This window comes from Pseudomonas sp. 51_B (assembly GCF_017491595.1).
In the GTDB taxonomy this organism is placed as follows: Bacteria; Pseudomonadota; Gammaproteobacteria; order Pseudomonadales; family Pseudomonadaceae; genus Aquipseudomonas; species Aquipseudomonas promysalinigenes.
Genome location: NZ_JAFGYW010000174.1, coordinates 1 through 526, shown reverse-complemented (window position 1 = coordinate 526; position 526 = coordinate 1). Strand labels below are relative to the sequence as shown.

Genomic DNA, 526 nt, shown 5'->3' with positions numbered 1-526 from the left:
GGGCTCGAGGGTCAACGACAAATTGTTGATGGCGTGGAAGCCGTCGAACGAGACGTGCACGCCGTCCAGGTAAAGCATCGCGGAGGTCGCGCGGTTGTCCATGACGTTCATCGCGCTACTCCGCCATCTTGGGTTCGGTGACGCCGTCCTCGGCCGCAGCGCTCGTTGAGGCCGCGGCGATGCGCTTCTCCCTCGAGGAGTCCCACCAGGCATTGAAGGTGCCGACGATGCCCTTTGGCAGCAGCAGCGTCACCAGGATGAACAGCGCGCCCAGCATGAACAGCCAGTAAGGCGCGAGCATGCCGGAGGTGAAGAACGTCTTGGCGTAGTTGACGACGACGGCGCCGAGCGCCGCGCCGACCAGCGTACCGCGGCCGCCGACCGCGACCCAGATCACCGCCTCGATCGAATTGCCCGGCGCAAACTCGGAGGGATTGATGATGCCGACCTGGGGGACGTAGAGCGCACCGGCGACGCCGGCCATGCAGGCCGATACCGTGAACACGAACAGCTTGTAGGATTCGAC

1 pseudogene is annotated in these 526 nt (G+C 64.8%); it reads right to left on the bottom strand.

From position 1 onward, the window contains the following. Positions 1-115: 115 nt before the first annotated feature. Positions 116-526, bottom strand: a pseudogene (locus tag J5M56_RS24240) (hypothetical protein); the annotation flags it as partial.